Source organism: Modicisalibacter tunisiensis (assembly GCF_020148005.1).
Taxonomy (GTDB): Bacteria; Pseudomonadota; Gammaproteobacteria; order Pseudomonadales; family Halomonadaceae; genus Modicisalibacter; species Modicisalibacter tunisiensis.
On sequence record NZ_JAGXFD010000001.1, the window covers coordinates 2,936,314 to 2,961,786 of the forward strand.

At 68.3% G+C, this 25,473-nt stretch carries 21 protein-coding genes and 1 pseudogene; 11 read left to right on the top strand and 11 right to left on the bottom strand.

Annotated elements, in window-relative coordinates; all coding sequences use genetic code 11:
* Positions 1-195: 195 nt before the first annotated feature.
* The 3 genes from KGQ91_RS13790 (at position 196) to KGQ91_RS13800 (ending at position 5,751) form a co-directional block, all read left to right on the top strand.
* The gene (locus tag KGQ91_RS13790; protein ID WP_224421219.1) at positions 196-3,387 is read left to right on the top strand and encodes an FAD-binding and (Fe-S)-binding domain-containing protein; all 3,192 of its coding nucleotides are present in this window, start codon (positions 196-198) and stop codon (positions 3,385-3,387) included.
* A gap of 58 nt (positions 3,388-3,445) precedes the next feature.
* Entirely contained in the window at positions 3,446-3,646 is a 201-nt protein-coding gene (locus KGQ91_RS13795) for a DUF2905 domain-containing protein (protein ID WP_224421220.1), read from the top strand.
* 266 nt (positions 3,647-3,912) lie between these two features.
* Complete coding sequence (locus KGQ91_RS13800) at positions 3,913-5,751, top strand: cation:proton antiporter (protein ID WP_224421221.1); 1,839 nt, start codon at positions 3,913-3,915, stop codon at positions 5,749-5,751.
* A 55-nt stretch (positions 5,752-5,806) separates the two neighbouring features.
* On the opposite strand, the gene trpC is transcribed toward KGQ91_RS13800, so the two are convergent.
* The 6 genes and pseudogenes from trpC to KGQ91_RS13835 all read right to left on the bottom strand — a co-directional run bounded on the left by trpC (position 5,807) and on the right by KGQ91_RS13835 (position 12,824).
* Positions 5,807-6,610 (bottom strand): indole-3-glycerol phosphate synthase TrpC, encoded by an 804-nt coding sequence (gene trpC, locus KGQ91_RS13805; RefSeq protein WP_224421222.1) that lies wholly within the window; start codon positions 6,608-6,610, stop codon positions 5,807-5,809.
* Positions 6,607-7,644, bottom strand: a complete 1,038-nt coding sequence (gene trpD / locus KGQ91_RS13810) for an anthranilate phosphoribosyltransferase (protein ID WP_224421223.1) — start codon at positions 7,642-7,644, stop codon at positions 6,607-6,609. Before trpD ends, trpC begins: the two co-directional genes overlap by 4 nt.
* Before the next feature lie 14 nt (positions 7,645-7,658).
* Positions 7,659-8,243, bottom strand: a complete 585-nt coding sequence (locus tag KGQ91_RS13815) for an anthranilate synthase component II (RefSeq protein WP_163650454.1) — start codon at positions 8,241-8,243, stop codon at positions 7,659-7,661.
* A gap of 290 nt (positions 8,244-8,533) precedes the next feature.
* Positions 8,534-10,230: pseudogene (locus KGQ91_RS13820) on the bottom strand (methyl-accepting chemotaxis protein).
* Positions 10,231-10,435: 205 nt separating this feature from the next.
* Positions 10,436-11,932, bottom strand: a complete 1,497-nt coding sequence (trpE, locus tag KGQ91_RS13830) for an anthranilate synthase component I (protein WP_224421422.1) — start codon at positions 11,930-11,932, stop codon at positions 10,436-10,438.
* Between the two features lie 226 nt (positions 11,933-12,158).
* Positions 12,159-12,824 (bottom strand): phosphoglycolate phosphatase, encoded by a 666-nt coding sequence (locus tag KGQ91_RS13835; RefSeq protein ID WP_224421226.1) that lies wholly within the window; start codon positions 12,822-12,824, stop codon positions 12,159-12,161.
* Positions 12,825-13,050: 226 nt separating this feature from the next.
* Here KGQ91_RS13835 and KGQ91_RS13840 point away from each other — a divergent pair, with 226 nt between their 5' ends.
* Entirely contained in the window at positions 13,051-14,349 is a 1,299-nt protein-coding gene (locus KGQ91_RS13840; protein WP_224421227.1) for an NAD(P)/FAD-dependent oxidoreductase, read from the top strand.
* Between the two features lie 17 nt (positions 14,350-14,366).
* Here KGQ91_RS13840 and KGQ91_RS13845 read toward each other — a convergent pair whose 3' ends face one another.
* Together KGQ91_RS13845 and rpe are read right to left on the bottom strand one after the other, a co-directional pair.
* On the bottom strand, positions 14,367-14,690 hold the full coding sequence (locus KGQ91_RS13845) for a GIY-YIG nuclease family protein (RefSeq protein WP_318010288.1): 324 nt from the start codon (positions 14,688-14,690) through the stop codon (positions 14,367-14,369).
* A gap of 5 nt (positions 14,691-14,695) precedes the next feature.
* Positions 14,696-15,394: a ribulose-phosphate 3-epimerase gene (rpe, locus tag KGQ91_RS13850; protein ID WP_224421228.1), complete on the bottom strand. Its 699-nt coding sequence runs from the start codon at positions 15,392-15,394 to the stop codon at positions 14,696-14,698.
* Positions 15,395-15,531: 137 nt separating this feature from the next.
* Between rpe and ggt the strand changes: the two genes are divergently transcribed.
* The 3 genes from ggt to KGQ91_RS13865 all read left to right on the top strand — a co-directional run bounded on the left by ggt (position 15,532) and on the right by KGQ91_RS13865 (position 19,336).
* The gene (gene ggt / locus KGQ91_RS13855; RefSeq protein WP_224421229.1) at positions 15,532-17,283 is read left to right on the top strand and encodes a gamma-glutamyltransferase; all 1,752 of its coding nucleotides are present in this window, start codon (positions 15,532-15,534) and stop codon (positions 17,281-17,283) included.
* Between the two features lie 141 nt (positions 17,284-17,424).
* Positions 17,425-18,594 carry an MFS transporter gene (locus KGQ91_RS13860; RefSeq protein ID WP_163650460.1) on the top strand — a complete coding sequence of 390 codons (1,170 nt, stop codon included), beginning with the start codon at positions 17,425-17,427 and terminating at the stop codon, positions 18,592-18,594.
* Between the two features lie 121 nt (positions 18,595-18,715).
* Positions 18,716-19,336 (top strand): YajG family lipoprotein, encoded by a 621-nt coding sequence (locus KGQ91_RS13865; protein WP_224421230.1) that lies wholly within the window; start codon positions 18,716-18,718, stop codon positions 19,334-19,336.
* Between the two features lie 3 nt (positions 19,337-19,339).
* On the opposite strand, the gene KGQ91_RS13870 is transcribed toward KGQ91_RS13865, so the two are convergent.
* The 3 genes from KGQ91_RS13870 to KGQ91_RS13880 form a co-directional block, all read right to left on the bottom strand.
* Positions 19,340-19,993 (bottom strand): thiopurine S-methyltransferase, encoded by a 654-nt coding sequence (locus tag KGQ91_RS13870; RefSeq protein ID WP_224421231.1) that lies wholly within the window; start codon positions 19,991-19,993, stop codon positions 19,340-19,342.
* 22 nt (positions 19,994-20,015) lie between these two features.
* On the bottom strand, positions 20,016-20,648 hold the full coding sequence (locus tag KGQ91_RS13875) for a TIGR04211 family SH3 domain-containing protein (protein ID WP_224421232.1): 633 nt from the start codon (positions 20,646-20,648) through the stop codon (positions 20,016-20,018).
* Between the two features lie 206 nt (positions 20,649-20,854).
* Positions 20,855-21,181 (bottom strand): DUF1820 family protein, encoded by a 327-nt coding sequence (locus tag KGQ91_RS13880; protein ID WP_224414696.1) that lies wholly within the window; start codon positions 21,179-21,181, stop codon positions 20,855-20,857.
* A gap of 208 nt (positions 21,182-21,389) precedes the next feature.
* On the opposite strand from KGQ91_RS13880, the gene miaB reads away from it, so the two are divergent.
* From miaB to KGQ91_RS13900, 4 genes are all read left to right on the top strand, one after another.
* The gene (gene miaB / locus KGQ91_RS13885) at positions 21,390-22,739 is read left to right on the top strand and encodes a tRNA (N6-isopentenyl adenosine(37)-C2)-methylthiotransferase MiaB (RefSeq protein WP_224421233.1); all 1,350 of its coding nucleotides are present in this window, start codon (positions 21,390-21,392) and stop codon (positions 22,737-22,739) included.
* Positions 22,740-22,964: 225 nt separating this feature from the next.
* Positions 22,965-24,053, top strand: coding sequence for a PhoH family protein (locus KGQ91_RS13890; RefSeq protein ID WP_224421234.1), 1,089 nt, complete (start codon positions 22,965-22,967; stop codon positions 24,051-24,053).
* Positions 24,050-24,583, top strand: a complete 534-nt coding sequence (gene ybeY / locus KGQ91_RS13895; protein ID WP_224421235.1) for an rRNA maturation RNase YbeY — start codon at positions 24,050-24,052, stop codon at positions 24,581-24,583. The genes KGQ91_RS13890 and ybeY overlap by 4 nt, the downstream gene beginning before the upstream one ends.
* A complete protein-coding gene (locus KGQ91_RS13900; protein WP_224421236.1) occupies positions 24,580-25,461 on the top strand; it encodes an HlyC/CorC family transporter in 882 nt (293 codons plus the stop codon). Before ybeY ends, KGQ91_RS13900 begins: the two co-directional genes overlap by 4 nt.
* Positions 25,462-25,473: the final 12 nt, after the last annotated feature.

Consider the following 25,473-nt stretch of genomic DNA (forward strand, 5'->3'; position numbering starts at 1 on the left):
ATGGATGGCCAAAGCAGCGCCCAAGGAGGGGTACATAGCGCCCCTCGAAGACCTGTCGACGGGTCAGCTCAGAAAGATGCGGAGGTTATCCTTGTCGAGCTTGGCTGCGACCGGCACGCGGATGCGCAGCAAGGCGATCTCGGGTAAGGTAGGACGCTCTCCCGATTCCTTCGCATGCCCGACCCGACGACCAAAATGATCGCACGACTGGACCCTGCTTCCCGGACCGGTGCGCGTTACGTGGCCTTCCTCGACGCCCTGCGCGAGGCCGGCTTCACCGGCGACATCGCGCCGGACTACGCCGACCGCACCGTGCTCGCCACCGACAACTCGATCTACCAGCGCCTGCCCCAGGCGGTGCTCTACCCGCGCGACGCCGAGGATCTCGAACGCATCGCCCGGCTCGCCGCGCGCGAGGAGTTCCACGAGATCGTCCTCGCCCCGCGCGGCGGCGGCACCGGCACCAACGGCCAGTCGCTCACCGACGGGCTGGTCATCGACGTCTCGAAGCACATGAACCGCATCCTCGAGATCGACGTCGAGAACCGCCGCGTCCGCGTGCAGGCCGGGGTGGTCAAGGATCAGCTCAACGCCGCCCTGAAGCCCCACGGGCTGTTCTTCGCGCCGGAGCTGTCCACCTCCAACCGGGCGACGATCGGCGGCATGATCTCCACCGATGCCAGCGGCCAGGGCAGCTGCGAGTACGGCAAGACCCGCGACCACGTGCTGGCCCTGAACGTGGTGCTGCGTGGCGGCGAGCGCCTGGAGAGCCGCCCGGTGGACAACGCGGGGCTCGCGGCGCTGTGCGAACGCGAGGGCATCGTCGGCGACGTGCACCGGACCGCCCGCGATATCATCGACACCCAACGCGAGGCGATCGACGCCACCTTTCCGCCGCTCAACCGCTGCCTGACCGGCTACGACCTGGCGCACCTGCGCACCAAGGACGGTCACTTCGACCTCAACAGCGTGCTGTGCGGTTCGGAGGGCTCCCTGGCCTTTCTCGCCGAGGCGACCCTCAACGTACTGCCGATTCCGGCCCACTCGACGCTGGTCAACGTCCGCTACGCCGGCTTCATGGACGCCCTGCGCGACGCCAAGGCACTGATGGCCGCCTCGGCGGCCCCCACCTCGATCGAGACCGTCGACGACCGGGTGCTGCTGCTGGCCATGCAGGACTTCGTCTGGGACAGCGTCGCCGAGTTCTTTCCCACCGGCGAGGCCGGCGCGCCGGCGGTACGCGGCATCAATCTGATCGAGTTCAACGACGACGATCCCGCGCGTCTGGCCTCCCGGGTCGCCGACTTCTGCGCGCACCTCGAGGCCGACGCCAGCGTCGAGCGCCTGGGCTACACCCTCGCCGAGGGCCGCGAGCAGATCGGGCGCGTCTACGCCATGCGCAAGCGCTCGGTGGGCCTGCTGGGCAACGTGCAGGGCGAGAAGCGCCCCATCCCGTTCGTCGAGGACACCGCGGTGCCCCCCGAGCACCTGGCCGACTACATCGCCGAATTCCGCGACCTGCTCGACGGCCACGGCCTGAGCTACGGCATGTTCGGCCACGTCGACGCCGGGGTGCTCCACGTGCGCCCGGCGATCGACATGAAGGATCCCGAGCAGGCCGCGCTGATCCGGCCGATCTCCGACGCCGTGGCGGCACTGACCCACAAGTACCACGGCCTGCTGTGGGGCGAGCACGGCAAGGGCGTGCGCTCGGAATATGCGCCGAAATTCTTCGGCGACCTCTACCCCAGCCTGCAGCGCCTCAAGGGCGCCTTCGACCCGCACAACCAGCTCAATCCCGGCAAGATCGCCACGCCGCTTTCCCCCCCGCCCGACGCCGCGGAAGCCGTCACCCCGCCCGACGCCGCGGCTGAAACGGCCTCCGTGACGACGGCGAGCGGCGACACCGACGAGCAGGCCGTGAAATGGGTCGACCCGGGCCTGCTGCGCATCGACGGCGTGCCGACCCGCGGCGAGCACGACCGCCAGATTGACGAGCGGGTCTGGCAGGCCCACGGCGAGGCGGTGTACTGCAACGGCAACGGCGCCTGCTACAACTACGACCCCGATGACGCCATGTGCCCGTCGTGGAAGGCCACGCGCGATCGCGTCCACTCGCCCAAGGGGCGCGCCAGCCTGATGCGTGAATGGCTGCGCCTGCAGGGCAACGCCGGCATCGACGTGCTGGACGAGTCACGCCGCACGCGCCGCCAGGGCGCCTGGGGCTTCGTTCGCGGCTTCCCGAAGCGCCTCGCCAACACCCTGGCGGCGCGGCGCGGCGAGCCGGACGTGTCCCATCAGGTCTACGACGCCATGGCCGGCTGCCTGGCCTGCAAGTCCTGCGCCGGGCAGTGCCCGGTGAAGGTCAGCGTGCCCACCTTCCGTTCGCAGTTCCTGGAGATCTACCACGGCCGTTACCTGCGTCCGCTGCGCGACTACCTGATCGGCGGGCTGGAGTTCCTCGTGCCCTACCTGCGCCCGGTGGCGCCGCTCTACAACGCCCTGCTCGACACCCGCCTGGTGGATCGCCTGCTGGCCGGCCCGATCGGCATGGTCGACAGCCCGCGGCTGTCGCGGGCGAATCTCGCCAGACAGCTGCGCGCCTGGGGCATCGCCGAGGCCACGCCGACCACGCTGGGCCGGCTCACCGAGACCCAGAAGGCACGCAGCGTGGTCCTCGTCCAGGACGCCTTCACCAGCCACTTCGAGGCAAAGCTGGTGATGGACATCGTCGAGCTGCTCGGCCGGCTCGACATCCGCGTGTTCGTCGCGCCCTTCGCGCCCAACGGCAAGCCGCTGCACGTCCAGGGCTTCCTGGGTGCCTTCGCGCGCACCGCCGAGAAGCAGGCCCGGCGCCTGTCGACGCTCGCCGAGTTCGGCGTGCCGCTGGTGGGCATCGACCCGGCGATGACGCTCACCTACCGCCAGGAGTACGTCAAGGCGCTGGGCGCCGCGGCCGTCCCCGAGGTCAAGCTGCTTCAGGAGTGGCTGCTCGACCTGCCCGACGCGGTGTTGCCCGAAACCACCGTCCACGAGGACCCCGGCTTCCGGCTGCTGACCCACTGCACCGAGGCCACCAACGCGCCGGGCAGCCCGCGGGCCTGGCAGCGGCTGTTCGCCCGTTTCGGCCTGCAGCTCGAGCCCCTGGCCACCGGCTGCTGCGGGATGTCCGGCACCTACGGCCACGAGGCCCGCAACCGCGAGACCTCGGAGACCATCTACGACCTCTCCTGGCGCGGGCGGGTCGAGGATCCGGCCAACGCCGGGCGCCTGCTGGCCACCGGCTACTCCTGCCGCAGCCAGGCCCGGCGCTTGTCGGATACGGCGCTGCCGCATCCACTGCAGGGCTTGCTGATCACCCTCAAGCGCCAGCATCATCCGGCATGAGACACCGGCGGGGCCGCTCGGCCCCGTCGCTTCACGACACGCCGTAGCGGAGGTCGCCATGTCGCGGACCCTGATCCTGATCGGCCTGGGCATCGTCGTCGTCGGACTGCTCTGGCCCTGGCTGTCGAAACTGCCGCTGGGCCGGCTGCCCGGTGATCTGCTGATCCGGCGCGAGCACATCACCCTCTATATTCCCGTGACCACCATGGTGCTGATCAGCGCGATCCTGTCGCTGCTGGTCTGGCTCTTTCATCGCTAACCCTGTCGCCAATGCAGGACAAGCGCAGTTGGCTCGGGCCAGGGGCGCCGGGGACAGCTCGAAGAGGGGGTCCTGCGCCATGGATGGCGCAGGTAGCGCCCATGGAGGGATTCACAGCGCCCCCTCGCAGAGCTGTCGACGGATCAGACCCTGGCGACGACACGAACTACGCTAGCCTTGGTTGTCACCGCCGCGCGATTGCGCCCTGCCCGGCGGCCGGTTAGGCTGCGCGCTCGTTCTGCTCGCCACACCGGGGAACCGTCATCATGCAGCATCCCGCCCTCGTGCTGACCGGCATCGGCCTGCTGGCGCTCGCCTGCCAGTGGCTCGCCTGGCGCCTGCGCCTGCCGGCCATCCTGCCCCTGCTGATCGGCGGCATCGCCGCGGGCCCGGTCACCGGCCTGCTCGAGCCCGATGCCCTGCTTGGCGAGCTGCTGTTTCCGCTGGTCTCACTGGCGGTCGCGGTGATCCTCTTCGAGGGCAGCCTGACGCTGGACTTCAAGGACCTGCGCGGCCACGGCCACACGGTACGCCGACTGGTGATGTGGGGCGCGCTGGTCACCGCGGTGATCGGCGCACTGGCTGCGCACGGGATTCTCGGCCTTGACTGGCCGATGGCCAGCGTGCTGGGCGCGGTGCTGGTGGTCACGGGGCCGACCGTGGTCCTGCCCCTGGTGCAGACGCTGCGGGCCCGCGCCCACCTGACGCAGATCCTGCGCTGGGAGGGCATTCTGATCGACCCGGTGGGCGCGATCGGCGCCGTGCTGGTCTACGAGTTCGTGGCCCTGGGGCTCGCCCAGGGGGCGATCACCCATACCCTGCTGCTGTTCGGCAAGACGCTGTCCATCGGCTTCGGCCTGGGCATCATCGGCGGTTACCTGTGGGGGCTGGTGCTGCGCCACCACTGGCTGCCCCAGCGACTGCACAGCTTCGGCACGCTGATGACCATGCTCGGGCTGTTCACGGTCTCCAACCAGCTCTTCCACGAGTCGGGGCTGCTCACCGTGACGGTGATGGGCGTGTGGCTGGCCAACATGCGCGCCGTGCCCACCCAGCAGATCATCGAGTTCAAGGAGACGCTCTCGGTGCTGCTGATCTCGGGGCTGTTCATCCTGCTGGCCGCGCGACTGACCACCGATCAGCTGGCCTCGCTGTCGTGGCCGGCCTGGGGCTACCTGTTCGTGCTGGTGGGGGTCGCCCGCCCGCTGGCGGTCTGGCTGTGCACCCTGGGCAGCGGCCTGCACTGGCGCGAGAAGGCGCTGCTGGCCTGGCTGTCGCCGCGCGGCATCGTCGCCGCCGCGGTGGCCTCGCTGTTCGCCATCAAGCTCGAGGACGCCGGAGTCGCCGGTGCCGACCGCCTGGTGCCGACCACCTTCCTGGTGATCATCAGCACGGTAGTGGTGCAGAGCCTGCTGTCGCGGCCGATCGCCCGGCTGCTCGGGGTCAGCGAACCGCCGCCCTCGGGCTTTCTGATCCTCGGCGCCAATCCCCTGGCCCGCGCCGTGGCCCGCGCGCTGACCGATGCCGGCTTCGCGGTGCGCCTGGCCGACACCAACTGGGACGCCGTGCAGGAGGCCCGCATGGCCGGCCTGCCGGTCTACTACGGCAATCCGCTGTCGGAGCACGCCGCCCAGCACCTGGAGCTGACCGGCATCGGCCACCTGCTGCCGCTGTCGCCCTACCGGGAACTCAACAACCTGGCGGCCCTGCACTTCGAGCACCTGCTCGGCCACGGCCGGGTCTTCCGCCTGGCCGAGCACGATGACGCCGGCGCCCACCGCCACCGCGAACAGGCACTGGCCCATCTGCCGCTGCTGTTCGCCGACGACGCCACCTACGCGCGGCTGTCCAGCCTGATCGCCGGCGGCGCCGAGCTGCGCAGTGCCCGGCTCAGCGAGTCCTTCACCATCGACGACTATCGCGCGATCCATGACGATCGCCTGCTGCCGCTGTTCTGCATCGGCCAGGGCGGTCGCCTGCGTGTCGCCAGCGACCGCCAGCCTCTCGCGCCCCGGGCGGGCGAGACGCTGATCAGCCTGATCTTCCCCGACTCACCGGAATACGCCCCGGAACGGGACGACCGGCGCTCGGCGCAGCGCGCCTGAAACGACTCGGCCGCCCACGAGGGGCGGCCGACAGCAGGCGCCAGGGTGGCGCGGTTCAGAAGAACAGCCGGCGCAAGGCGGCTCCGGGGTCAGCCTCGCGCATGAAGGCCTCGCCCACCAGGAAACCGTTGACCCCGTGCTCGCGCATGTGCTCCACGTCGCCGCGGGTGTGGATGCCCGACTCGGTGACCACGGTCACGCCCTCGGGAACCCGCGACAGCAGCTGGAAGGTGGTCTCGAGGCTGGTCTCGAAGGTGCGCAGGTCGCGGTTGTTGACGCCCACCAGCGCCAGATCCAGGGTCAGCGCCCGCTCCAGTTCCAGGGCGTCGTGCACCTCGACCAGCACGTCCATGCCCAGCGCCTGCGCCTGCTGGTGCAGATCCTTGAGCTGGACGTCATCGAGCGCCGCCACGATCAGCAGGATGCAGTCGGCGCCGATCGCCCGCGCCTCGCTGACCTGGTAGCCGTTGATGATGAAGTCCTTGCGGATCACCGGCAACGAGCAGGCCGCACGCGCCGACTGCAGGTACGCCTCGCAGCCCTGGAAGTAGTCGGCATCGGTCAGCACCGACAGGCAGCTGGCACCGGCCTCGGCATAGGCGCGGGCGATCGCCTCGGGATCGAACGCCTCGCGGATCACGCCCTTGGAGGGCGAGGCCTTCTTGACCTCGGCGATCACCGCCGGATCGCCGTCGTCGATGGCACGCTGCAGCGCGGCGGTGAAGCCGCGCGGCGCCGACTGGCCCGCGGCCTGTTCGAGCAGGGTCGCTTCGCTGACCCGGGCGCGCCGTTCGGCGATCTCCTCGTCCTTGCGGGCCAGGATTCGCGCCAGGATGGTCGGCAGGTTGGACGGACTCATGACACCTCCCCGCCCTGGTCGGCGAACACGCGTGTGAAGTTGGCCAGTTCCCGCATCTTCTCCAGCGCCAGGCCGCTGCCCATGGCATCCTGGGCCATGGCCACCCCCTCGGCGATGCTGTCGGCGATGTCGCCGGCGTAGAGGGCCGCCCCGGCGTTGAGCGCGACGATGTCCGCCGCCTCGCCCTCGCCGGCGAGCGCCTCGCGGACCAGCCGCAGGCTGTCCTCCGCGGTCACCACCTTGAGCGGCCCCAGCGACTGGCGTTCGATGCCGAAGTCCTCGGGGGCGATGGTGTACTCGTGGATCTCGCCGTCACGCAGCTCGGCCACCCGGGTCGGCGCCGCCAGCGAGATCTCGTCGAGCCCGTCCTCGGCATGCACGACCAGCACGTGGCGGCTGCCCAGGCGCTTGACCGCCTCGGCCATCAGCGGCACCAGCTCGGGCTGGTAGACGCCCAGCAACTGGTGCAGGGCGCCCGCCGGGTTGGTCAGCGGCCCCAGGATGTTGAAGACCGTGCGCACCCCCATCTCGCGACGCGGGCCGATGGCATGGCGCATCGCCGGATGGTGCATGGGCGCGAACATGAAGCCCACGCCCACCTCCTCGATGCAGCGCGCCACCTCGACCGGCCGCAGGTCGAGCTTGATGCCCGCCACGTCGAACAGGTCGGCGCTGCCCGAGGAGGAGGAGACGCTGCGGTTGCCGTGCTTGGCGACATGACCGCCGGCCGCCGCCACCACGAAGCTCGATGCCGTCGACACGTTGAACAGGTTGGCGCCGTCGCCGCCGGTGCCGACGATATCCACCACGTCCGGCAGGCCGACCGGCACCGGCAGCATCAGCTCGCGCATGACCTGGGCGGCGGCCGCCAGCTCGTCGACCGTTTCCCCCTTCATCGACAGGCCGATCAGGAAGCCGCCGACCTGGGCGTCCGTCGCCTCGCCGGTCATGATCAGGTTCATCACCGCGTGGGTCTCGGTGTAGCTCAGATGGCGCCCGCGCATCACCGCGTCGATGGCTTCTCGCATCTGCATGTTGTGTTCCCCCTTCAGGCGCCGCGTTGCAAAAAGTTCGCCAGCAGCTCGTGGCCCTGGCGCGTCAGGATGGATTCCGGATGAAACTGGACCCCCTCGATATCCAGCGTCTTGTGGCGCAGCCCCATGATCAGCCCGGGGGTGACGTCGTCCTCGTCGACCCGGGCGGTCACCGTCAGGCACTCGGGCAGCCCCTCGTCGGCGACCACCAGCGAATGGTAGCGGGTCACCTCCAGCGGATCGGCCAGGCCGGCGAACACGCCCTCGCCGCGGTGGCGCACCCGCGAGGTCTTGCCGTGCATGACCTGCGGCGCGCGCACCACCGACCCACCGAACACCTGCCCGATGGCCTGATGCCCCAGGCAGATGCCCAGGATCGGCAGCTTGCCGGCGAAATGCCGGATGACCTCCATCGAGATCCCCGCCTCATCCGGCGTGCAGGGGCCGGGGGAGATCACGATATGCGTCGGCGCCAGGGCCTCGATCTCGGCCAGGGTGATGGCATCGTTGCGATGCGTCCGGACCTCGGCGCCCAGTTCGGCGAGATACTGCACCACATTGAAGGTAAAGCTGTCGTAATTATCGATCATCAAGATCATTTGGGCTGCAAGCTCCTGATTTCATTGATTCACTGTGGCGAGATCGGCCTATCTTACCCGCCCGCGTACTCACAACGCCCAAATCAACCCGCTTGTCGAGACGGCAGACACAAAAACGCCGCCCCGGAGGCGGCGTTGATACTCGGACACACGACGACCGCCTCTTACTGGCCGAGGCGCCAAGCGTTGCCGTGGGTCGTGATCGCGAGAGTGTTCATGGCGGTTATAGTGTGGCGGCAGGCGATGGCTGTCAAGCCGGCCCCGGCAGCGCCGGGGCCGGGCTGCAAGGCTCAGAACTCGCTCCAGTCATCCTCCGGCGCGGTATCCTGGTGGGCGTGACGACGACCGGCACTCTGCCCGCCATGCCCGGCACTTGCCGAACGTCCCTTGCCGCCGGAAGCCGGCAGGCGTGCCACGCCGCTTCCCTGTCCGGAGGCGGCGGAGCCATCGACACGGAAGGTGCCGACGATCGACAGCAGCTGCTCGGCCTGCTCCTCGAGCGAGGCGGCGGCGGCGCTCGACTGCTCCACCAGCGAGGCGTTCTGCTGGGTGGCCGAGTCCATCTGGGTGATGGCGACGTTGATCTGCTCGATGCCGCTGTTCTGCTCCCGGGTGGCATGGGAGATTTCGCTCATCAGGTGCGAGACCCGGCGAATCGCCTCGACCGTCTCATTGATGGTCTCGCCGCTGCGCTCGGCCTGCTCGGCACCCTTCTCGATACGCGCCGTGGAAGCCTCGAGCATCTCGCGGATCTCGCGGGCGGAATCCGCGCTGCGGCTGGCCAGGGAGCGCACCTCGCTGGCGACCACGGCGAAGCCGCGCCCCTGCTCGCCGGCCCGGGCCGCCTCCACCGAGGCGTTGAGCGCCAGGATGTTGGTCTGGAAGGCAATGGAGTCGATGACGCCGATGATGTCGTTGATCTTCTTCGAACTCTCGGCGATCTCGCGCATCAGCGTGACGGTGCGCTGGACCTCCTCGCCACCGCTTTCGGCGGTCGACGACGCCTGGCTGGACAGTCGGTCCGCCTCGACGGCCGAGTCGGTGTTCTGGCGCACGGTCGAAGCCATCTCCTCCATGCTGGAGGCGGTTTCCTGAATCGCCGAGGCCTGCTCCTCGGTGCGCGACGACAGGTCCTGACTGCCTGCCGCGATCTCGCGGGCACCGGTAAAGACGCTGTCGCTGCTCTGGCGCAGCGAGGTGACCACGTCCTTGAGCCGCTGCTGCATGCGCCCGAGGGCACCGAACAGCTTTCCGATCTCGTTGTTGCCCCGCTCGTCGATACGGGAGGTGAGATCCCCCTTGGCGATCCGCTCGAAGTGCTCCACCGCCTCGTCCAGCGGCCGCACGACGATACGGATCATGCCCACCCGAAGCAGCACCGCCAGCACCAGCGCGAGGACCAGAAGACCGACGGAGAGAGCATTGACGACCTGCCCCATCCGCGCGGTTTCGGCAATCAGCTCATCACCACGAGTCTCGATATAATGGACGAAATCACGCACGGCGGTATCGAAGCTACCATAGGCATCCTTCAGTGCAGCTGTCTGCTCCTGAACGGCAGCCGGACTGGGATTCGCCAGCAGGGGCTGCAGCGTGTTATCGACGAGCCCCTGATAGGCTTGGGTGATCGTCTTCACGTAGGGAGCGCGTCTTGAGCCATCCTGCAGCGGGACGGCCTGGAACTGCTGAAAGCGTTCCCGGGCGCGGTCGAGATACTCCTGAGCCTCGGCCTTGCTGGCCTGGGCTTCCTGAGTACTGCCCTGGCGACTGAACGTCGCGTAGGCCTTCAGGGCCGATTCGGCGTTGAGCAGGTTCACCTGGGTGGGTTGATCGTGTTGGCCTGCTCGATGTTGATATCCGACAGTTCGTTGACTGCCTGGGAGCCTGTCTGGTTCGAATAGATTCCCACGGCGCTGATCAGGGCGATCATCAGCACCAGGGCCGCCAGAGCGAGTGTCAGGCTCCGGCGTATGGAAAGGTTGCTCATTCGACTTACTCCGCCACGCATGGATGGGAAAGGGCTGCTTTTCCCTTTATCGGCGGAAGCGCATGAACCTTAAGCCGGAATACGCACTATTTCTTAACCAATGTAAGCAAGCCCGGCGGCCCGCAGACATGACACAACAAGCACCCGCGCCCCGCCTGCCGAGGCAGACGGGGCATGGTCCATGCCGTCGCGTGGAACGTGGGGATCAAGAGAGGTTGTCGAGGCCGCGCTCGGCCATGGCCACGGCGCGGAACAGCGCCCGCCCCTTGTTGAGGGTCTCCTGCCATTCGCTGTCCGGGTCCGAGTCGGCGACGATGCCGGCGCCGGCCTGGATGTGCAGCTCGCCGTCCTTGATCACCGCGGTGCGAATGGCGATCGCGGTGTCCATGTTGCCGTGCCAGGACAGGTAGCCCACCGCCCCCGAGTAGACGCCGCGCTTGACCGGCTCGAGCTCGTCGATGATCTCCAGCGCGCGGATCTTCGGCGCACCGGAGAGCGTGCCCGCCGGGAAGGTCGCGCGCAGCACGTCCATGGCGGTCATGCCCGGCTTCAGCCGTCCGGTGACCTGGGAGACGATGTGCATGACGTGGGAGTAGCGCTCCACGGCCATGTTGTCGGTGACCGTCACCGAGCCGGTCTCGCTGATGCGGCCCACGTCGTTGCGCCCCAGGTCGATCAGCATGACATGCTCGGCGATCTCCTTGGGATCGGCCAGCAGGTCGGCCTCGAGCGCGCGATCCTCCTCCTCGTTGCGCCCGCGCTTGCGGGTGCCGGCGATCGGCCGCACCGTGACCTCGCCCTCCTCGAGGCGGGTGAGGATCTCCGGCGAGGAGCCCACCACGTGATGGTCGCCGAGGTTGAAGAAGAACATGTAGGGCGACGGGTTGAGGCTGCGCAGCGCGCGGTAGAGATCCAGCGGCGGCGCCTGGTAGGGAATCGACATGCGCTGCGAGGGCACGCACTGCATGATGTCGCCGGCCTTGATGTATTCCTTGATGGTTTCCACCGCGGCCTTGAAGCCTTCCTCGGTGAAGCCCGAGGTGAAGTCGCCCTCTTCCACCGCCGCCCGGCCGGTCCCCGGGCTGACGGTGTTGAGGGTCGCGCTGCGCAGGCGGACCTCGAGCGACTCGAGATGCTGGCTGGCGCGTTCGTGGGCACCTTCCCGGCTCGGATCGACATGGGTCCACAGGGTCAGGCGGCCGGACAGGTTGTCGAACACCACCAGATCGTCGCAGACCATCAGCAGGATGTCGGGCACGCCGATCGGGTCAGGCTTGGTCGCCACCTTGGCGCCGTTCAGACGCGGCTCGATGTAGCGGATGGTGTCGTAGCCGAAATAGCCGACCAGCCCGCCGTCGAAACGCGGCTGATCATCGAGCCGCGGTACCCGGAAGCGTGCCTGGAACTGCTCGATCCAGGCCAGCGGATCGGCCACCTCGCTCGCCCCGAGGCAATCGTCATCGACGATGTGGCGCACCTCGTGGCCCCGCACCTCGATGCGCTCGCGCGACGGCAAGCCGATGATCGAGTAGCGGCCCCACTTCTCGCCGCCCTGCACCGACTCGAGCAGGAAGGTCCAGGGCGCGTCCGCGAGCTTGAGGTAGGTGGACAGCGGGGTATCGAGGTCGGCCAGCACCTCGCGGGTGACCGGGATACGGTTGTAGCCGGCGGCGGCCAGCTCGGCAAAGCGTTGCGGGGTCATCATTCTCGTCGATTCCTTGGAACGAAGGGGACGGCGTCAGGGCGAACGGAAGGAGCTGCGGTCGCGCTTCACCATCGCCAGCCGCGGGAGCGCATGGACGGGACGCGCCGGGGCGTGAACGTTCCCCGCAAGGGCAGACGAGACTTCAACATGATCGGGATCCGTTGATTGCGGAATCTTATTGACAGGGCGCCATTGATAGCCTTTGGCATGGCGCCTCGCCACCCTAAACGAGTTCCGCCAGCGATTCAACTTCCCCATCGGGGCCCGCCAGCGACACCGGCTCGCCATGATTGTAGCCATACGGCACGGCGAGGGTACGAAATCCGGCACGCCGGCCGGCCTCCACGTCGTGGCGCGAATCGCCGACCATTAGCGCGGCCTCGGGCGCCACGCCCAGCCGTTCGGCGACATGCGTCAGCGGCAGCGGATCGGGCTTCTTGCGCGGCAGGGAATCGCCGCCGACGGCCATCGCGAAGTACGCCTGCAGCGACAACGCCGAGAGGATCGGCGCGATGAAGGCCTCGGGCTTGTTGGTAATCAGCGCCAGCGTGAACCCTTGGGCCTTCAGGGCCGTCAGCGCCTCGCGCACGCCGGGATAGAGACGCGTCCGGGCACAGGGCGTCGCCGCGTAATGACGCAGGAAACGCTCATGCGCGTCCTCCCGGCCCGCTGCTTCGCCCGCGCCGTCCCCGGCATGCGCCAGCGCCCGCTCGACCAGCTTGCGCGAGCCGTTGCCGACCCAGTCCCGGACCTTCGCCTCGCCGGCCGGCGGCAGCCCCAGGTCGGCGAGCATCGCATCCACGGCGGCGGCGAGATCCGGCACGGAATCGATCAGGGTGCCATCCAGGTCGAAGGCAATCAGCTGGATCCCCTGCAGGTGTGGCGACATGATTTCTCTCCTTTGCTGGCGGTTCCTGTCGGCAGGCTCTGTCACGAAAGTAATATTACGAATAAAGTATCCCCAAGCGGCGACAGAATGTAGGATTTTTTTGTTAACAAGCTTATAATAAGCCTTATTAAAAACCCGCAGGAGTGCGCACCCGGTCTCCCGAACCGTTCTCCTGACCCGGGCGACCCGATTTTCTCGCTTGACATACCCATCTACAGGAGCACCCATGACCAAACCACGCATCGTGGTTGTCGGCGGCGGCGCAGGCGGACTGGAGCTGGTGACCCGGCTGGGCCACCGCCTCGGCAAGCGCCGGAAGGCGGACGTCGTCCTCGTCGACCGCAATCCCACCCACATCTGGAAACCCCTGCTGCACGAGGTGGCCACCGGCGTTCTCGACTCGGGACTCGACGAGGTCTCCTACCAGGGCCATTCCAAGGCCCACGGCTACCGCTTCCAGCGCGGCACCCTGAGCGACCTGGATCGCGAGGCGCGCACCATCACCCTGGCGCCGATCCTCGATGAGGACGACAGCGTGGTCCTGCCGGCCCGCCAGATCGAGTACGACTACCTGGTGTTCGCCCTGGGCAGCGTCTCCAACGACTTCGGCACGCCCGGGGTCGCCGAGCACTGCCACTTCCTCGACAGCCCGCAGCAGGCCGAGACCTTTCGCCAGGCCATGCTCACCACCTTCATGCGCTACAGCGACCCGGAGCGGCGCACCCATCCCAAGCTGTCGGTGGGGCTCGTCGGCGCCGGGGCGACCGGCGTGGAACTCGCCGCGGAGCTCTTCGATGCCTCCAAGATGCTGCACAGCTACGGGTTCACGGCACTCGACAGCGGCAAGCTCGACGTCCACCTGATCGAGGCCGCCCCGCGCATCCTCCCCGCCCTGCCGGAGCGCTTCGGTCGCACGGTCCATCGCGAACTGGAAAAGCTCGGCGTGCACATCCACGTCGACACCCGGGTCACCTGCGCCGACGAATCGGGTTTCGTCACCGCCGACGGCGAACGCATCCAGACCGCGCTCAACGTCTGGGCGGCCGGCATCCGCGCCCCGGCCTTCCTCTCCGAGCTGGGCCTGAGCACCGAGCGCAATCACCAGATCCGGGTGAACGCGACCCTGCAGAGCGTCGACGATCCGCGCATCTTCGCGCTGGGCGATTGCGCGGCCTGCCCCCAGGCCGACGGCAAGCGTGTGCCGCCACGCGCCCAGGCGGCCCATCAACAGGCCAGCCGCCTCTATCACAACCTGCTCGCGGCTCTCGCCGGAAAGCCGCTCAAGGAGTTCGTCTTCCGCGACCGCGGCTCGCTGATCTCGCTGGCCCATTTCGATGCCGTGGGCAGCCTGATGCGCGGTGCCTCGGCACGCAGTCTGTTCATCGAGGGCCGCCTGGCCAAGCTGTTCTACGCCTCGCTGTATCGCATGCACCAACGCTCCATCCACGGCACCGTCAAGACCGGCATGACCGTGGTGGTCGACGGCCTCAACCGCTTCCTGCGCCCCAAGATGAAGCTCCACTGAGCCCCGCCGAGCGCGACTCACCCATGATCGCGCTCCTCGCGCCTGGCCGCCAGCCAGGCGCGCTTGGCCGGAGCCCGCTGGCGCTTGAGCCAGGCCTCGAGCCGCAGTGCCTCGCCGCGGCTCCCCACCGTCTGGCGATACACCAGCCTGAGCGGTCCCTTGCCGCGCAGCGCCCGTGCGCCGCGCCGACCACCGCGTTGATGTTCGCGAAAGCGCCGCTCGACATCCGTCGAGATGCCGGTATACAGCGCCCCCGTCGCCGTCTCGATGACGTAGAGAGACCAGCATGGCACCGCGCCGTGCTCCTCATCGCCGCGCACGAGCGCCTCGGCGTCGCCCACGACGCTCAGGCCTTGGCGAGTTCATCGCGCAGCGCGCGGATCACGCCGTCATAGCGGTGCGGCTCGTCGGCATTGCGGGCCTTGAAGATCGCCGATCCGGCGACGAAGGTGTCGGCTCCGGCGCGGGCGATCTCGGCGATGTTATCGACCTTGACACCGCCGTCGATCTCCAGGCGAATCGGCCGCCCGCTGGCGTCGATGCGCCGCCGCGCCTCGCGCAGCTTGTCGAGGGTGCCGGGAATGAACGCCTGGCCGCCGAAGCCGGGATTGACGCTCATCAGCAGCACCATGTCGAGCTTGTCCATCACGTAGTCGAGGTAGTGCAGCGGCGTGGCCGGATTGAACACCAGACCGGCCTTGCAGCCGCCGTCGCGGATCAGCTGCAGCGAGCGATCGATGTGCGCGGAGGCTTCGGGATGGAAGGTGATATAGGTGGCGCCGGCGTCGATGAACTGGCGGATCAGGTCGTCCACCGGACTGACCATCAGATGGGCGTCGATGGGCGCGGTCACGCCGTGCCTGCGCAGCGCCTCGCAGACCATCGGGCCGATGGTCAGGTTGGGGACGTAGTGGTTGTCCATGACATCGAAGTGGACGATGTCGGCACCGGACGCCAGCACGTCATCCACCTCCTGGCCCAGACAGGCGAAGTCGGCGGAGAGGATCGAGGGCGCGATCTGGAAATCGGGATTCGGGTCGGACATGGCTCGGCAATCGGGTTGGCAAAAGCCGCCATTCTACCCCACAACGCGCCATTCCGGGGGCATCGGGTTTGCAGGTTCGGGGACCGGCGTCGATAGTGAAACCGACCCATCCATCAGAACCGTCAGGGAGAGCCTCGATGCCGATCGTCCATTCCCGCCCGCGCCGACTGTGGCGCCGCACCATTCGCCTGCTGATCGCCACCACCCTGGTGACCAGCGTGCCGCTGGCCGTCGCCGACTCGCGCGCGATCCTCGAGGGCGAACGCTTCCACCCCGAGGTCGGTGCCCACGGCATGGTGGCCACCAGCCACTTCCTCGCCTCGCAGGTCGCCCACGACGTGCTCGCCGACGGCGGCAACGCGGTGGATGCCGCGGTGACCGCGGGCTTCGCCCTGGCGGTGACCCAGCCGCGCTCCGGCAATATCGGCGGCGGGGGCTTCATGCTGATCTCCGACGAGAAGAGCGGCAAGGTGATCGCCATCGACTACCGCGAGAAGGCGCCCTCCGCCGCCTACGAGACGATGTTCCAGAATGACGCGGGCGAGGCGGTGCCGCGACTGTCGCGCTTCACCCACAACGCCTCCGGCGTCCCCGGCACGGTGGCCGGGCTGGCACTGGCGCTCGACCAGTACGGCACCCTGAGCCTCGCCGAGGCCCTGGCGCCGGCGATCGACCTGGCCGAGAACGGCTTTCCCCTGCCGCAGCGCTTCGTCGACGGCATCGAGCAGGCCCGCGAGCGGCTCGAGAAGTGGCCGGCGACCCGCGCCAAGTTCTTCAAGCCCGACGGCAGCCGCTACGATGTCGGCGACATCTACCGCCAGCCGGACCTCGCCGCCACCCTCAAGCGCATCGCCGACAAGGGCCCGCGCGAGTTCTACGAGGGCGAGACCGCCCGGCTGATCGCCGCCGAGATGCAGGATCACGACGGCCTGATGACCCGCGAGGACCTCGCCGCCTACCAGCCGACGATCCGCGAGCCCAGCCACGGCACCTACCGCGGCTACGACGTCTACGCCATGAGCCCGCCCTCCTCCGGCGGCGTGCACATCGTGCAGATGCTCAACATCCTCGAGGGCTACGACATCGGCGCCATGGGCTTCAACTCGGCCGACACCATCCACGTCATGGCCGAGGCGATGAAGCGCGCCTATGCCGATCGTTCCAAGTACCTGGGCGACACCGACTTCGTCGACGTGCCGCTCGAGGGGCTGACCTCCAAGGCCTACGCCGACGAGCTGCGCGCCGAGATCCCGCTCGACCAGGCCACGCCCAGCACCGAGATCGCCCCCGGCAAGCCGCTGCCCTACGAGTCCAACGAGACCACCCATTTCTCGATCGCCGACGACAACGGCCTGGCGGTCTCCAACACCTACACCATCAACTTCAGCTACGGCTCGGGAATCGTGGTCGAGGGCGCGGGCTTTCTGCTCAACAACGAGATGGACGACTTCTCGGCCAAGCCCGGCGTGCCCAATGCCTACGGCCTGATCGGCGGCGAAGCCAACAAGGTCGAACCCAACAAGCGCATGCTGTCGTCGATGACCCCGACCATCGTCAAGAAGGACGGCCACAACGTCCTGATCACCGGCAGCCCCGGCGGCTCGCGGATCATCACCACCACGCTGCAGGTGCTGATGAACGTCATCGATCACGACATGAACGTCCAGACCGCCGTCAGCGTGCCGCGCATCCATCATCAGTGGCTGCCCGACGAGATTCGCATCGAACAGGGCATCAGCCCCGACACCATCGCCCTGCTCGAGGCGATGGGCCACACCGTCAGCCAGCAGGACGCCATGGGCGCCGCGCAGTCGATCCTGATCGACGACGGCACCTTCTACGGCGGCGCCGACCCCCGGCGCTCGACCTCCTCGGCGATGGGCCTGTAACCCCGGCCCTTCCCCGCACCGCCCCGGCACCGTCCGGGGCGTCTTTCTCCGGCATTCGCCCCGGCACGACCAAGGTGCCATCGACAGCCCGCCGAGGGCATGGGCCAATCGGCCCCTGCGCCGCTCTGCACGGAGACCTCCATGCCCATCGTCGTGATCGCCATCGCCGAGCTGTTCGGCACCGCCCTGTGGTTCACCCCCAACGCGGTGATCGAGTCCCTGCAGGCGGCCTGGGCATTGTCGCCCGCCGACCTGGGCTGGCTGACCGGCGCCGTGCAGGGCGGCTTTTTGCTGGGCACGCTGGGCATCGGCCTGAGCGGGCTCGCCGACCGGGTCGATGCCAGCCGACTGTTTCTCGGCGCCTGCCTGCTGGGCGCCGCCAGCAACGCCCTGCTGCCCCTTGCCGGCGGCCTGTGGCCGGCGACCGGCCTGCGCCTGTTGACCGGCATGGCCCTGGCCGGCATCTACCCCGTCGGCATGAAGCTGATGGTCGGCTGGGCGCCCGAACGGGCCGGGCTGGCGCTCTCCTGGCTGGTGGGCATGCTGGTGCTGGGCACGGCCCTGCCCCACGCCCTGCGCGGGCTGAGCCTGCTGGGTCGCATCGACCTGCCCTGGGCCAGCGCGGTGTGGGCCGCCTCGCTGCTGGCCCTGGTCGCCGGCGCCATGATCCTGATCCTGGGCGAACCCGACGCCATGCGCGCCGGGCGACGCGCCCCCCGCGGCCAGGGTGTCGCGCTCGACGTCAGCGTGTTCCGGATCCCCGGCTACCGCCGCGCCGCCGGCGGCTACTTCGGCCACATGTGGGAGCTGTACACGCTGTGGGCGCTGATCCCGCTGCTGCTGGCTCGCGCCGTGCCCGGCACCGATGCCGTCACGCTGGCCCTGGGCAGCTTCGCGCTGATCGCCATCGGCGGCCCCGCCTGCTGGCTGGGCGGGTGGCTCAGCCAGCGCCACGGCAGCCGCCGCGTCGCCGCACTGGGGCTGGCCGGATCGGCCCTCTGCGCCCTGCTCTACCCCTGGCTGGCCGGCCTTCCACCAGCCTGGCAGGTCGCCTTCCTCGGGCTGTGGAGCGCCCTGGCGGTCATCGACTCGCCGCATTTCTCGGCGCTCTCGGCCCGCGCCTGCCCGCCGTCCCGGCTGGGTACCGGCCTGACGCTGCAGAACGCCATCGGCTTCGGTATCTCGGTACTCTCGCTGCTGGCGCTGATGCCGCTGTGGCCACGGCTGGGCCCCTGGCTGGGCTGGCTGCTGCTGCCGGGCCCGGTAATCGGGCTGTGGCTGATCAGCCGCAGTACACCCGCATCACGCTAGGCCGCCCACCGGAAACAGGCCGGTCAGGCCGTCAGCGCCTGAATCCCCGGCGTGCGTCGCGTTATACTGCGCCGAGGGGCCGCGCCGGGCGGCTGCAGAGGACAAGCCGGGAGGAAGGACAATGGCATTTCGCGTCAAGGCATCGGGTTTCAAGACACCGGGCTTCAAGACACTGGGCGGGCTCGCGCTGATGGCGGGTCTCTTGGCAGGCTGCGCGCAGAGCCCGCAATACCTGAATGTCGAGCCGCAGGTGACCACCGCCGTGCCTCGCGCCGGCAGCGGCCAGGCGGTGACCCTGGCCACCGTGGACGGACGCGACAGCGACGTTCTGGGCACCCGCAGTGGCAAGCGCATGGCCACCGACACCATCACGGTCCCCGCCCACACGCTGATGCCCCGGTTGCAGCAGCAGGCGCAGCAGGCCCTGCAGCGCATGGGCTTCGCGCCCACCGAGGCCACCGCCGAAGGGCGGCCCAGCCTGACCCTGACGCTGGCCCAGCTGAGCTACGAGAAGGCCGACGCCAAGCCCCTGCTCGACAAGGCCCGGCTGATCGCCCGCATCCAGGCCGTGGCCCGCAACGGCGGCACCACCTATACCGGGGTGTATACCGCCAAGCGCGAACAGACCTACGCCCTGAAGCCGGATACCCGGGAGAACAACCAGATGGTCAGCGACCTGCTGACCAATGCGCTCAACCGCGCCTTCAGCGATCCCGCGATCGGCGAGCTGCTGGCGCGCTGACCCTCACTCGCCGGCCGGTGCGTCGCGCTCGGGCCCGCGGCGCACCAGGGTCCAGACCTCCTCGGCGAAGCCCCGCTCGTCCGGCGGCAGCACCGCCTGCCGGGCCAGCTCGAAATTGGGCGAAAAAAGCCGCTCGACCTCGTCGGCCGCCACCGAGAACGGCGGCCCCTTGTCCGGCCCGTCCTGACGCGTCAGGCTGATCAGCAGCCCCCGGGCCCCGGGCGGCAGCAACTGGGCCAGATGGAAGGCATAGCGCTGGCGCGTGGCCTCGGGCAGCGCGATCAACGCGGCGCGATCGTAGAAGGCCTCGACCTCGAGCGCCTGATCGATGTGAAAGTGGAAGAAGTCGCCGCACCATAGCTCCACGTGCCCCTGTCGGCAGACCTCGAAGACGCCGTGACGATAGCGCGAGACCTCACCGCTGCCCTCGGCGACGAACTGCGCCACGGCCTCCTCGGCCAGCTCGATCCCCAGCACCGGATGCCCGCGCTCGGCCAGCCAGCGCATGTCCAGGCTCTTGCCGCACAGCGGCACCAGCACCTTGCTGTCGCTGGCCACGGCAAGCGTCGGCCAGTAGCGCTCCAGCGCCGGGTGCACGGCGTCGCGATGAAAGCCGATGCGCCCTTCCCGCCAGCGATTGCGCCATTCGTTATTCATGCCAATCTCCCCGGATCGCGGCTCAGAACCAGCGGTCGCGCTTCTTGCGCCGCCGCGGCAGGTGCGGAACCAGCAGGCCGGCCACCAGCCCGGCGCCGGCCACGCCCCCGCCATACAGGAAGTAGCGCATCAGCAGGTCCTGTTCCTGGGTGTCGAGCCGCGCCTTCAGGCGGCGCAGGGTCGCCTCGGTCTGCGTCAGCTTCTGGTCCAGCGTCGTGTTGCGCTGGCTCAGGTCCTCGATGCGCTGCTCGCGGGCCTTGAGCGTCTCGGTCATGCTCGCGGTGCGCGACTGCCAGGTCTGGTTGATGCCATCGAGCTTGTCACTGAGCGTGGCGACCTTCTCCTTGAGCGCCGGCACGCGCTGGCGCAGGCTCCGGTCGCTCTGCAGCTGGTCGCTGCGAATCCACACTTCGTCGCCGCTTTCGGCACGCACCCGGGTGTAGTCGCCCTGGGTCTCGAGCACCGTCACCGGCGCGCCGGAGGTCAGCCTGCCGACGATACGGTAGCCGTCCGTCGGGCCGCTGCGCACATAGGCGCTGAGGTCATCGGCCACCCAGCGCGTCTCGTCCGGCGCCTGGGCCAGGGCCGGCGACACGGCGCCGACCGCACTCAGGCCCCAGACGAGGCCTATCAGCAAGGTTTTGAACTTGAACATGTCTCGACGTTGTCTCGTGGCTGTCGGGAGGCTCGAAAAAACGCTGGCTCGACACGAGGTTGCGATATCACCGGGGACATCCATGCCCGGCTACAAGGCCGTGTCGCCGATCATCCACACTTTCTGTGGATAAACCTTGGGAAAACCCGGTGACCGCGTCACGCGATCGTCCGAGTCGTCTGCCAGGGCAACAGATCGGTCAATTTTTAATCATCCCGCGGCGGCAGGGTGAAGGGGCGCGGAAACTCCGCCACCTTGCCGTCCGCCTTCACGGCCTTGGCCGTGCCCTCTCGCTCGACTTCATCGATGCGCACGATGGCGTTCATCGGAATGTAGCTGCGGCTGACCCCTTCGAAGGTCCGGCGCAGCTTGTCGGTGGACGGATCGACGACCAGTTTCGAGGCATCCTCGAAGACGAAGGTCTCGACCTCGATGAACCCCCACAGGTCGCTCTGGTAGATATCCCGGGCATACAGTTCCCAGATTTCCCCCTGATTGTGGAAGACCACCCGGTAGATCGATTTTGCCGCCATGTCTCTCCCGTTTCTAGCAGGTTCACCCGTCGCGTCGGCCCCGGGCCGTGCCCGAAGAATACCACAGAGCATGGACGCCCCGGCACGCGGACTGGCCAAGTCAGCCCCGGGGTCCGTATAATCGCCGCATTCCGATCCCGGCCGACCCGGCCGCTGCACTCACCCCCATTTCACGGACATGTCGGGCGCCCGGCGCCGACGCGACTCTATGGCGAAGAAACTCTTCATCAAGACTCATGGCTGCCAGATGAACGAGTACGATTCCGCACGCATGGCGGATCTGCTCGGCGAATCGCACCAGATGGAGCTGACCGACGACGAGCAGGAGGCCGACGTCATCCTGCTCAACACCTGCTCGATCCGCGAGAAGGCCCAGGAAAAGGTCTTTCACCAGCTGGGCCGCTGGAAGAAGCTCAAGGAGCGCAACCCCGACCTGGTGATCGGCGTCGGCGGCTGCGTGGCCAGCCAGGAAGGCGAGAACCTGCGCAAGCGCGCGCCCTATGTCGACATGGTGTTCGGCCCGCAGACCCTGCACCGCATCCCCAACATGCTCGAGCAGCGCGGCAAGAGCGCCGAGCCGATCTCGGTGGTCGATGTGACGTTCCCCGAGATCGAGAAGTTCGACCATCTGCCCAAGCCCAGCTCCGACGGCGCCACCGCCTTCGTCTCGATCATGGAAGGCTGCTCGAAGTACTGCACCTTCTGCGTGGTGCCCTACACCCGCGGCGAGGAAGTCTCGCGCCCCTTTGAAGCGGTCATGGACGAGGTCATCCACCTCGCCGAACAGGGCGTGCGCGAGATCAACCTGCTTGGCCAGAACGTCAACGCCTACCGTGGCCGCAACAGCCTCGGCGACGAGATCGACCTCGCCGAGCTGATTGCCTGCGTGGCCGCCGTGGACGGCATCGACCGCATCCGCTTCACCACCTCGCACCCGGTGGAGTTCTCCGACAGCCTGATCGAGGCCTACGGCGAGATCCCCGAGCTGGTCAGCCACCTGCACCTGCCGGTCCAGGCCGGCTCGGATCGCATCCTCGCGGCGATGAAGCGCGGCCACACGGTCGAGGAGTACGTCGCCAAGCTCGAGCGCATCCGCGAGCTGCGCCCCGACATCAGCTTCTCGTCGGACTTCATCATCGGCTTCCCCGGCGAGACCGAGGCCGACTTCGCGGCGACCATGGACCTGATCGGTCGCATCGGCTTCGACGTCTCGTTCAGCTTCGTGTACTCGGCGCGCCCCGGCACCCCCGCGGCCCAGCTCGAGGACGACACCCCCGAGGCGGTCAAGAAGCAGCGCCTGGCGATTCTCCAGGAGCGCATCAACCAGAACGCCATGCAGATCAGCCGGCGCATGGTCGGCAGCACGCAGCGCATCCTGGTCACCGGCTTCTCGCCGAAGGACCCGGGGCAGCTCTCCGGACGCACCGAGAACAACCGCGTGGTCAACTTCCGCGCGCCCAATCCCACCGAGCTGATCGGCGCCTTCGTCGATGTCGAGATCACCGAGGCCCTGCCCAACTCGCTGCGCGGCGAGCTGGCCTCGCCGGAGTGTTTCTGACCCCTCTCCTCGGGCGGGGGCGATTCATGGTCTCGCGAGCTCAGGACAGACAAGGCGAAACCGTGAAAAGACGCGCAGTCCAGCTCGCTGAATGAGCCGTCTGATCACGGTTTCAACGCCATATGGCCAACGCGCCGCAGATCATGGACGTCCACGCACATTGCCCCGGCCCGCTCCGGGGCAGTAAGCTGACCCTCTCACCCATCACGCACGGATTTCCTGTTCTTGAGCCAACAAAGCACTCCGGCAAATCGCGTCATCACCCTGACCCTGGAACCCAACGACCCGATGCGTCTGGCCAATCTCTGCGGCCAGCGCGACGAGCATCTCAAGCTGGTCGAGTCGCGGCTGGGGGTCACGCTGCGCAACCGCGGCAACACCTTCCAGCTCGCCGGGCCCGGCCCGCGGGTCAAGGCCGCCGCCAATGTCGTCGAGCACCTCTACCGGGAAACCGAATCCAGCCAGCTCGAGCCCGATACCGTCCACCTGTTCCTGCAGGAATCCGGGGTCGAGGCCCTCGAGGAAGAGGAAGGCGGCGATGACAACGCCGAGGTGGTGATCCGCACGCCGCGCAGCCTGATCAAGCCGCGCGGCCTGAACCAGCAGAGCTACGTCAACAGCATCCGTGCCCACGACATCAACTTCGGCATCGGCCCGGCGGGCACCGGCAAGACCTACCTGGCCGTGGCCGCCGCCGTCGAGGCGCTCAACCAGCAGGAAGTCCGTCGCATCCTGCTGGTCCGCCCCGCCGTCGAGGCCGGCGAGAAGCTCGGTTTCCTGCCCGGCGACCTGGCGCAGAAGATCGACCCCTACCTGCGCCCGCTGTATGACGCCCTCTACGAGATGATCGGCTTCGAGCAGGTCGCCAAGCTCATCGAGCGCCAGGTGATCGAGATCGCGCCGCTGGCCTACATGCGCGGCCGGACCCTCAACAACGCCTTCATCATCCTCGACGAGAGCCAGAACACCACCCGCGAGCAGATGAAGATGTTCCTGACCCGCATCGGCTTCGGCTCCACGGCGGTGATCACCGGCGACATCACCCAGGTCGACCTGCCCCGCGGCCAGAAGTCCGGGCTGATCCATGTCACCCGGATCCTGCAGGATGTGTCCGGCATCGGCATGACCCACTTCGACGCCAAGGACGTGGTACGCCACCCGCTGGTGCAGCGCATCATCGAGGCCTACGACGTCTTCGAGGCCGAGCAGGAGGCCGAGGAGCGCGCCAGGCGCGAGGCCCGCGAACAGGCGCGCCAGGAGGCCCGGGACAGCGAGGCCGCTGCAGGCGGCAGCACCGCGGGAGGCGACGCATGAGCCGCCTGCCGCCGCCGGTCATCGACCGGCAGGTGGCGGTCCGCGCCGAGACCCTGCCCGACGCCGACCGACTGCAGGCATGGGTCGCCGCGGCGCTCGAGCATCATCGCCGCCACGGCAGTCTGGCCGCGCCCCCCGAGGCACTGGAACTGACCGTGCGCTTCGTCGAGGAAGCCGAGAGCCGGGCTCTCAACCGCGACTACCGCGGCAAGGACCGGCCGACCAATGTGCTGTCGTTCCCCTTCGAGGCCCCTGCCGGCCTCGATCTGCCGCTGCTCGGCGACCTGGTGATCTGCCACGACGTGGTCGATCGCGAGGCCCGCGAACAGGGCAAGGCGCTCGAGCACCATTATGCGCACATGGTGATCCACGGTACCTTGCATTTGCTCGGCCACGACCATATAGAGGATGCCGAGGCGGAGGAGATGGAGGCGCTCGAGCGCCGCATTCTCGCCGACTTCGCGATTCCCGACCCCTACGCGCTCGACGCCGACGAGTGCCGCAGCGAGGACACGAGACCCGACGCATGAGCGAAGACCGATCGAGCAGCCAGGGCGGCAAGTCCTGGCTCGAGAAGTTGTTCAGCGCCTTTTCCAGCGATGCCGACGAGCCCAGTTCCCGCGACGAGCTGCTGGTGTTTCTCCGCGAGGCCGCCACCCGTCTGCGCCTCGACCAGGATGCCCTGACGATCCTCGAGGGCGCCTTCCAGATCAGCGACCAGCAGACCCGGGAAGTGATGATCCCGCGCTCTCAGGTCACCGCCATCGGCATCGACCAGCCCCCGGAAGACTACCTGCCGGTGATCTTCGAGACCGGCCACTCCCGCTACCCGGTGGTCGGCGAGAACCTCGACGAGGTGCTCGGCATCCTGCTGGTCAAGGACCTGCTGCCGCTGCTGCAGGTCAACGACAGCGAGCGCATGCGCCTGGCCCTGCGCGAGGTGCTGCGCCCGGCGATGTTCATCCCCGAGTCCAAGCGCCTCAACAGCCTGCTCAAGGAATTCCGCGACACCCACAACCACATGGCGGTGGTGGTGGACGAGTACGGCGGCACCGCGGGCATCATCACCATCGAGGACATCCTCGAGCAGATCGTCGGCGACATCGAGGACGAGCACGACACCGACGAGGAAGACGACATCCGCGACATGGGTGACGGCTCCTTCGCGATTCGCGCCCTGACGCCCATCGACGACTTCAACGACCGCTTCGACACCAGCCTCTCCGACGACGAGTTCGACACCGTCGGCGGCCTGGTGATGCAGTGCTTCGGCTACCTGCCGCGGCGCGGCGAGCATGCCGACCTGGGCGGCTGGCGGTTCACCGTGCTGGGTGCCGACAACCGGCGGATTCGCCTGCTGCAGGCCGAACCGCTCGCCCTGCTCGCCGAGGAGCCGCTCGAGGACTGAGCCGGCACGGTT

What these genes read in the sequence shown, in the direction of transcription:
- KGQ91_RS13790 (WP_224421219.1), top strand. Translation starts at nt 196, where the DNA reads ATGATCGCACGACTGGACCCTGCTTCCCGGACCGGTGCGCGTTACGTG.
- KGQ91_RS13795 (WP_224421220.1), top strand. Translation starts at nt 3,446, where the DNA reads ATGTCGCGGACCCTGATCCTGATCGGCCTGGGCATCGTCGTCGTCGGA.
- KGQ91_RS13800 (WP_224421221.1), top strand. Translation starts at nt 3,913, where the DNA reads ATGCAGCATCCCGCCCTCGTGCTGACCGGCATCGGCCTGCTGGCGCTC.
- trpC (WP_224421222.1), bottom strand. Translation starts at nt 6,610, where the DNA reads ATGAGTCCGTCCAACCTGCCGACCATCCTGGCGCGAATCCTGGCCCGC.
- trpD (WP_224421223.1), bottom strand. Translation starts at nt 7,644, where the DNA reads ATGCAGATGCGAGAAGCCATCGACGCGGTGATGCGCGGGCGCCATCTG.
- KGQ91_RS13815 (WP_163650454.1), bottom strand. Translation starts at nt 8,243, where the DNA reads ATGATCTTGATGATCGATAATTACGACAGCTTTACCTTCAATGTGGTG.
- trpE (WP_224421422.1), bottom strand. Translation starts at nt 11,932, where the DNA reads ATGACCCCGCAACGCTTTGCCGAGCTGGCCGCCGCCGGCTACAACCGT.
- KGQ91_RS13835 (WP_224421226.1), bottom strand. Translation starts at nt 12,824, where the DNA reads ATGTCGCCACACCTGCAGGGGATCCAGCTGATTGCCTTCGACCTGGAT.
- KGQ91_RS13840 (WP_224421227.1), top strand. Translation starts at nt 13,051, where the DNA reads ATGACCAAACCACGCATCGTGGTTGTCGGCGGCGGCGCAGGCGGACTG.
- rpe (WP_224421228.1), bottom strand. Translation starts at nt 15,394, where the DNA reads ATGTCCGACCCGAATCCCGATTTCCAGATCGCGCCCTCGATCCTCTCC.
- ggt (WP_224421229.1), top strand. Translation starts at nt 15,532, where the DNA reads ATGCCGATCGTCCATTCCCGCCCGCGCCGACTGTGGCGCCGCACCATT.
- KGQ91_RS13860 (WP_163650460.1), top strand. Translation starts at nt 17,425, where the DNA reads ATGCCCATCGTCGTGATCGCCATCGCCGAGCTGTTCGGCACCGCCCTG.
- KGQ91_RS13865 (WP_224421230.1), top strand. Translation starts at nt 18,716, where the DNA reads ATGGCATTTCGCGTCAAGGCATCGGGTTTCAAGACACCGGGCTTCAAG.
- KGQ91_RS13870 (WP_224421231.1), bottom strand. Translation starts at nt 19,993, where the DNA reads ATGAATAACGAATGGCGCAATCGCTGGCGGGAAGGGCGCATCGGCTTT.
- KGQ91_RS13875 (WP_224421232.1), bottom strand. Translation starts at nt 20,648, where the DNA reads ATGTTCAAGTTCAAAACCTTGCTGATAGGCCTCGTCTGGGGCCTGAGT.
- KGQ91_RS13880 (WP_224414696.1), bottom strand. Translation starts at nt 21,181, where the DNA reads ATGGCGGCAAAATCGATCTACCGGGTGGTCTTCCACAATCAGGGGGAA.
- miaB (WP_224421233.1), top strand. Translation starts at nt 21,390, where the DNA reads ATGGCGAAGAAACTCTTCATCAAGACTCATGGCTGCCAGATGAACGAG.
- ybeY (WP_224421235.1), top strand. Translation starts at nt 24,050, where the DNA reads ATGAGCCGCCTGCCGCCGCCGGTCATCGACCGGCAGGTGGCGGTCCGC.
- KGQ91_RS13900 (WP_224421236.1), top strand. Translation starts at nt 24,580, where the DNA reads ATGAGCGAAGACCGATCGAGCAGCCAGGGCGGCAAGTCCTGGCTCGAG.